The following is a 5,805-nucleotide window of genomic DNA, read 5'->3' on the forward strand; positions in this document are numbered from 1 at the left end:
TTCGTGTGTCACGACTCGCCCGAATCAGCGCGCTTCACCGGTGGATCCAGGCTGATCAGTCGGCCGTGCATGGGTGCCCATGGGAGGTGGGCGTCGAGCTGAGAGTCGTGTCCGGACCGAATACCGGTCGGTCCTCGGCGCACGGGGGTCGTCGCATTTCCCGGCCCGGTCGGGGCCTGATGTCGTCTGCCGCATCGGTCCGGACCGAACCTTAGGCTTACGTCGAACAGGTCCGACGGCAAGGAGACCTGATGGTCAAGCAGCTTCTCGGGCCGGCCGGAGAGCCGGACCGGGCGACCAGAGAGATCATCGACGGCATCCGCCGCTACCGCGCCTCCGACCGCGACCCGGTGGTGCGCGTGCGCGGGTCGAGGCACATCGACAGCGAGTCTGAGCAGGCCTGGGACGTCTCGATCGCCAAGGCCGAGGAGCGCGCCACCATCGCCACGATCATGGCCGCTGCTGACGATGAGCTCGGCACCCCGCCGAGCCGTATCCGAGCACGCCGCGCGCAGCTGCGCCGGTCCGCCTGGGCATGATCCTCGCGCAGTCGGCCAGCGGCACCCCGAGCTGGGTGCTGCTGGCCGTGTCCATATCGGGGGTCGTCGGAACCCTGGCAGGCGTGATCATCACTCAGTGGGCCTCTGACCGTCGGGAGCGGACGAACCGAGAAGCGGAATGGGCGCGAGCGGACGAGCTGCGGCGCCAGCAGCAGCGGGATCGGACGCAGACGCAGCGCGTCGCCGCATACGGCGAGATCTTCTCAGTCCTCGACCTACTTCAGATGATGATCCACAAGTCTCAGTCCGACCCCGACGCCGAGCCGGACAGCTTTCCCACGGAGCGCATCAGAGCCGCCCGCCGGGATGTGAGCCTCTACGGCCGCGAGGACATCAAGGATCTGGTCGACGCATGCGCGCTCTCGGCCGAGGTCTGGTACCACCACTGGTACGAGATCGACCCCATCAGCGGGAGGCCGGACAAGCCTGGGGCCGCGTCCCACCCTGACAACGTCGCCCTGGGCATGATCCACAATTTTGTCGAGGAACGAGCACAGGTGCTGCGCTTGATCAGGCAGGATCTGGGAGTCGAGCCAGCGGGGCCGACGAACCCGGGGGCGACCTCGTCGGGTATGTGAGGCATCAGCGGGCTGAGCTGCGCAGCACCGTCCCGGAAGGGCCTGGGAGAACCACCTGCTGCCGGAGAGGCTTCACAGCCGACAACTCGGGCCGAGCTTGTCCTCGCCATCAGGGCGGCGGGAGCACGAGCGCAGACCCGGGTCGAAGGTGCCTCACCGCGCTGACGTCCGGGCTTTCGAGCAGCTGCCATGGGGCGACGGCAGCGATACTCGCCCTACCACTCGCCCACTACTCCCCCCACTTGTCGTGCTCGGTCAGTGGCGCACACCGTCTGACCTGGTGCCCCCGGCAGGATTCGAACCTGCGACCCAGAGATTAGAAGGCTCTTGCTCTGTCCAGCTGAGCTACGAGGGCGTGGGACCCGGAGGTCACCGCCGACGAGGGTAACGGGTCCACTGTCGGCAGGCTCCCGACGCCGCCCGACCGTGCGACGCGGGTGCGCGATCGGGCCGTTCCCCGACGTCACCCGTCCGTTTCGAGGTGTCCGCCCTCACGCTCCCACGGTGCGAGATCCATACTGGGCACATGGCACTGGGACTGCGCTCCGCGATCGGCTCGGACGTCGGCCGCCGGCGCACCGCGAACGAGGACTCCGGCGCGGCCGGGGACCGCCTGCTCGTCGTCGCCGACGGCATGGGCGGCCACGCGCACGGAGAGCTCGCGAGTGCGCTCACCGTGGCGGCGATGCTCGAGCTGGACGAGCGTCTGCCCCAGGATCTCTCGGAGGTGGACCTGCTCGGCGAGCTCGCACGCGCGGTCGACGAGGCGTCGGAGCGGCTGGCCGAGCACGCGCGCAAGGAACCGGACACCCAGGGGATGGGGACGACGGTCGTCGCCCTGCTGTTCGACGGGACCCGCCTCGGCCTCGCCCACGTGGGCGACTCCCGGATCTACCGCTGCCGCGGCGGTGAGCTGCGCCAGCTGACGCACGACCACACGATGGTCCAGCAACTGGTCGACGAGGGCCAGATCACGCCCGAGGAGGCGCTCGTCCACCCCCGCCGCTCCGTCCTCATGCGCGCGCTGAGCACCGAGCACCCCGTCGAGGCGGACCTCGAGTTCCTCGAGCCGGAGCCGGGGGACCGGTACCTCCTCTGCTCGGACGGCGTGACGGCGGTGCTGCCGGACAAGGCGATCGAGGACCTGATGGCTGCCCCGACCGGGCCCGAGGTCGTCGTCGAGCAGCTGATCACGCTGGCCAACGAGGGCGGCGGGCCGGACAACATCACCTGCATCGTGACCGATGTCGTCGCCGTGGGGGAGGCGCAGGCACAGGGGGTCATGCTCGTCGGAGCCGCCTCCGACCTGCGCTAACGGCGGCCCACCAGCCGTCGGAACCCGACCGGCACGGCCTGTCCGGAGGCCGCGAGCCACGCGACGCGGCGTTCCACGGCCTCCCTCCGCGACGCCTCCGGCTCCGGCCACACGCCGGAGGCGACGAGGGGCGCGAGTTCGGCCGGCGCATCGAACACCGCGCGCACGTCCCCGAGCACCGCGAAGTCCGCGGCCGTGAGCAGCCATCCGGGATGGTCGACGGCGGCCGAGCACGGCCAGCCCCTGCCGAGCAGCGCGCGTCGCACGCCGCGCCGTAGCTCGCGGAGCGACCGACCCGGCGCGGGCACGACGACGACCAGGCTGCCCGCCGGCCGCAGCACCCGGCGGACCTCGGCCAGCAGCGCGTCGGGCCGGTCGAGTGCGGGTAGGACCCGATCGAGCACCACACAGTCCGCCGCGTCGTCGTCGAGGGGGAGGGCCTTCGGCGACGCCCGCGCACCCGCGACCTGCACCATGGCCGGAGAGCACGGGGTGATCGACACCGTGCGCCCCGCGGTGGGCACGGCGGCCCCGACCCACTCGGCCAGTCCCGGGATCTCCGTCACGCCGGGGAGTCTGCCAGCGGGGTACGACGGAAAGCCGTCCTGGTGCGGGCATAGCCTGGTCGCATGGCGCAGACGACCGCCGACCCCGCCCCGACGACGTCGCCACGCCGGCCACCTTCGGGCGTCGGCGGCCTGGTGGGGCTCGGCATCGCCGTGGCGGTCCTCGTCGCGGCAGGGCTCACGGCCCTCACCGGATCCCGGCCCGTCCAGAACCTCGGGTTGCCCGATCCGGGAACGCTGACCACGATCGGCCTCCCGGCGGTCCGTGCGGCCGCCGAGGTGTGTGCCGTGCTCGCGATCGGGTTCCTGCTCCTCGCGGCGTTCTTCGTGGCGCCGCAACGGAGCGGCTACCTGGACGTCGCGGGGTACCGCGGGGTGCGGGCGGCCTCCTACGCCGCCGCGGGGTGGGCCGTCGCGGCCCTGTTGCTGGTCCCGCTCAGCGCCGCCGACGCACTGGGTAGACCGGTGGTCGACGTCCTCGATCCCGAACTTCTGGTCTCGGTGATCCCCAAACTCTCGGATGCGATGTCGTGGTTGCTGACCGCGATCGTCGCCTTGCTCCTGCTGGTCGTCTGCCGGCTGGTCCTCTCGTGGGGATGGACGGTGGTGGCCTTCGGGCTCGCCCTGCTGGGCCCGCTGCCGGTCGCCCTCACCGGGCACTCCGCGGCGGGCGGCTCGCACGACATCGCGACGAACAGTCTGGTGCTGCACGTCCTCGCCGCCTCGCTCTGGGTCGGCGGGCTGGTGGCGGTGCTGTCCCTCGCGGCCGCCCGGGCGGACGACGACAGCGTGACGCTCGGCGTCGCGGTACGCCGCTTCTCGCGGGTCGCGTTCTGGTGCTGGTCGGTGCTCGCGGTCACCGGGGTGCTCAACGCCCTCGTCCGGGTGTCGCCGGCCGACCTGCTCGGCTCCACCTACGGGGCACTGCTGCTGGGGAAGACACTGGCGCTGCTCACGCTCGGCGGCCTCGGATTCCTGCACCGCAGGCACACCGTCGACGCGGCCGGGCGAGGGGAGCGCGGCGCGCTCCTCCGGCTCGGTGGCGTCGAGGTGCTGCTGATGCTGGCGACAGTCGGGCTCGCGGTGGCGTTGGGCCGCAGCGCACCACCCGCATCGAATGCCGCTCCGCCGTCACGGACCGAGGTCGTGCTCGGCTACGACCTGGACGGCCCGCCGACACTGGCACGGCTCGCCTTCGACTGGCGCTTCGACCTGATCTTCGGCACGGCCGCGGTGCTGATGGCGGTGCTCTACCTCCTGGGAGTCCGCAGGCTGCGTGCCAGGGGGGACGCGTGGAAGCCCGGGCGGACCGCGGCGTGGCTCTGCGGCTGTGCGGTGCTCCTGGTCGCGACGAGCTCGGGGCTCGGGAAGTACGCACCGGCGATGTTCAGCGTGCACATGGGCACGCACATGATGCTGGCGATGCTCACGCCCATCCTGCTCGTGCTGGGGGCGCCGGTGACGCTGATGCTGCGTGCGCTCCCGGTCGCGGGGCGGGGCAACCCACCGGGCCCGCGTGAGTGGCTACTCACCGCCGTGCACTCGCCGGTCGCGCGGTTCGTGACGCACCCACTGTTCTCCCTGCCGGTGTTCGTCGGCTCGTACTACGCGCTGTACTTCTCGGACCTGTTCGGGTGGGCGCTCAACGAGCACTGGGCGCACGTCGCCATGAACCTGCACTTCCTGCTGGCCGGCCTGATCTTCTTCTGGCCGGTGATCGGGGTCGACCCGTCGCCACGACGCCTCCCACCCGTCGCGCGGCTCGCGGTGGTGTTCATCTCGGTGCCCTTCCACGCGTTCTTCGGCGTGGCACTGATGGGCGCGCACACCGTGATCGGCGAGCCGTTCTACCGGTCGCTGGCCCTGCCCTGGGTCACCGATCCGCTCGTGGACCAGAAGCTCGGGGGCGGGCTCGCCTGGGCCTCGGGAGAGATCCCGCTCCTGCTGGTGATCATCGCGTTGCTCATCCAGTGGTCCCGCCACGACGAGCGGTCGGCGAGGCGCGATGATCGCCGCGCCGACGCGGACGGCGACGCGGAGCTCAAGGCCTACAACGACATGTTGCGCCGCTTGGCCCGCGGCGGGGGGCCGTCGGGCGCGTCCGAAGAAAATTCTGGCGATCGTGGGGGCGAAGCGCTGCACGACGAACGACGTCCGGACGGGCCGTCCGACGGGCGCGAGCCGGCGGGTGCGTCAGGGATCGCTGCAGGTGAAGGCCATCGGGACGCCCCCTCGACGGACTGACCGTTCGTCGCGCGCCCGGACAGGTCCGGTTTCGGTTCGCCGGGCGGTCTTCGCAGGTCAGACGGCAAGTGGGGGGTCGATTTGACCACCCCCGGTAGCCCTGGTGTAACTTTCTCTTCGTCGCCGCGGCGAGCGGAAAGACGGATCGGGCCGGGTCTCCGGGCCGGGTCGGGCTCGCCGGTAGGGGGCAGCCTCCGCGGAAGCGATACCTTCGGGTAGCGTGGCAGGGGCGCGTCGGACGGAAGTCGGGGCTTGCCCCGACGGTACGGACGACGTAACATATGAGAGTTGCCTCCGATCCGGTTGGATCTGGTAGGCTCTCGAACAGAAGTGACAACGCCCCGGACGGTTCCCGCAAGGGTTCCTGATGGTGTGCGGGTGTCTTTTGAGAACTCAACAGTGTGTCGAGCTTTATGTTTTGGCGGTTTTTGTGCCAGTTCATGTTTGGTCTGCTCCCGGCCCCGTCCGGTGGGTGGACCCTTTGTAAGAGCCAGTTTTTGTTGGAGAGTTTGATCCTGGCTCAGGACGAACGCTGGCGGCGT

5 protein-coding genes and 1 tRNA gene are annotated in these 5,805 nt (G+C 70.7%); 4 read left to right on the forward strand and 2 right to left on the reverse strand.

Annotated features, from left to right (window positions below; genetic code table 11):
* Positions 1-251: 251 nt before the first annotated feature.
* Entirely contained in the window at positions 252-539 is a 288-nt protein-coding gene (locus LWC33_RS34110; RefSeq protein WP_233308841.1) for a hypothetical protein, read from the forward strand.
* Positions 536-1,138 carry a hypothetical protein gene (locus tag LWC33_RS34115; protein WP_233308842.1) on the forward strand — a complete coding sequence of 201 codons (603 nt, stop codon included), beginning with the start codon at positions 536-538 and terminating at the stop codon, positions 1,136-1,138. Before LWC33_RS34110 ends, LWC33_RS34115 begins: the two co-directional genes overlap by 4 nt.
* Positions 1,139-1,416: 278 nt before the next feature.
* Here LWC33_RS34115 and LWC33_RS34120 read toward each other — a convergent pair.
* Positions 1,417-1,493: transfer RNA gene (locus LWC33_RS34120), tRNA-Arg, on the reverse strand.
* Between the two features lie 171 nt (positions 1,494-1,664).
* Here LWC33_RS34120 and LWC33_RS34125 point away from each other — a divergent pair.
* On the forward strand, positions 1,665-2,453 hold the full coding sequence (locus tag LWC33_RS34125) for a PP2C family protein-serine/threonine phosphatase (RefSeq protein WP_233308843.1): 789 nt from the start codon (positions 1,665-1,667) through the stop codon (positions 2,451-2,453).
* Here LWC33_RS34125 and LWC33_RS34130 read toward each other — a convergent pair.
* A complete protein-coding gene (locus tag LWC33_RS34130; RefSeq protein WP_233308844.1) occupies positions 2,450-3,019 on the reverse strand; it encodes a class I SAM-dependent methyltransferase in 570 nt (189 codons plus the stop codon). The genes LWC33_RS34125 and LWC33_RS34130 overlap by 4 nt on opposite strands.
* A 63-nt stretch (positions 3,020-3,082) precedes the next feature.
* Between LWC33_RS34130 and LWC33_RS34135 the strand changes: the two genes are divergently transcribed.
* Positions 3,083-5,263, forward strand: coding sequence for a bifunctional copper resistance protein CopD/cytochrome c oxidase assembly protein (locus LWC33_RS34135; protein ID WP_233308845.1), 2,181 nt, complete (start codon positions 3,083-3,085; stop codon positions 5,261-5,263).
* The last annotated feature ends 542 nt before the right edge of the window (positions 5,264-5,805 follow it).

It is taken from the genome of Pseudonocardia terrae (assembly GCF_021343995.1).
Taxonomy (GTDB): domain Bacteria; phylum Actinomycetota; class Actinomycetes; order Mycobacteriales; family Pseudonocardiaceae; genus Pseudonocardia; species Pseudonocardia terrae.

Excerpts from the sequence above, each read along its gene's own strand:
- LWC33_RS34110 (WP_233308841.1), top strand. The coding sequence starts at position 252 with ATGGTCAAGCAGCTTCTCGGGCCGGCCGGAGAGCCGGACCGGGCGACC.
- LWC33_RS34115 (WP_233308842.1), top strand. The coding sequence starts at position 536 with ATGATCCTCGCGCAGTCGGCCAGCGGCACCCCGAGCTGGGTGCTGCTG.
- LWC33_RS34125 (WP_233308843.1), top strand. The coding sequence starts at position 1,665 with ATGGCACTGGGACTGCGCTCCGCGATCGGCTCGGACGTCGGCCGCCGG.
- LWC33_RS34135 (WP_233308845.1), top strand. The coding sequence starts at position 3,083 with ATGGCGCAGACGACCGCCGACCCCGCCCCGACGACGTCGCCACGCCGG.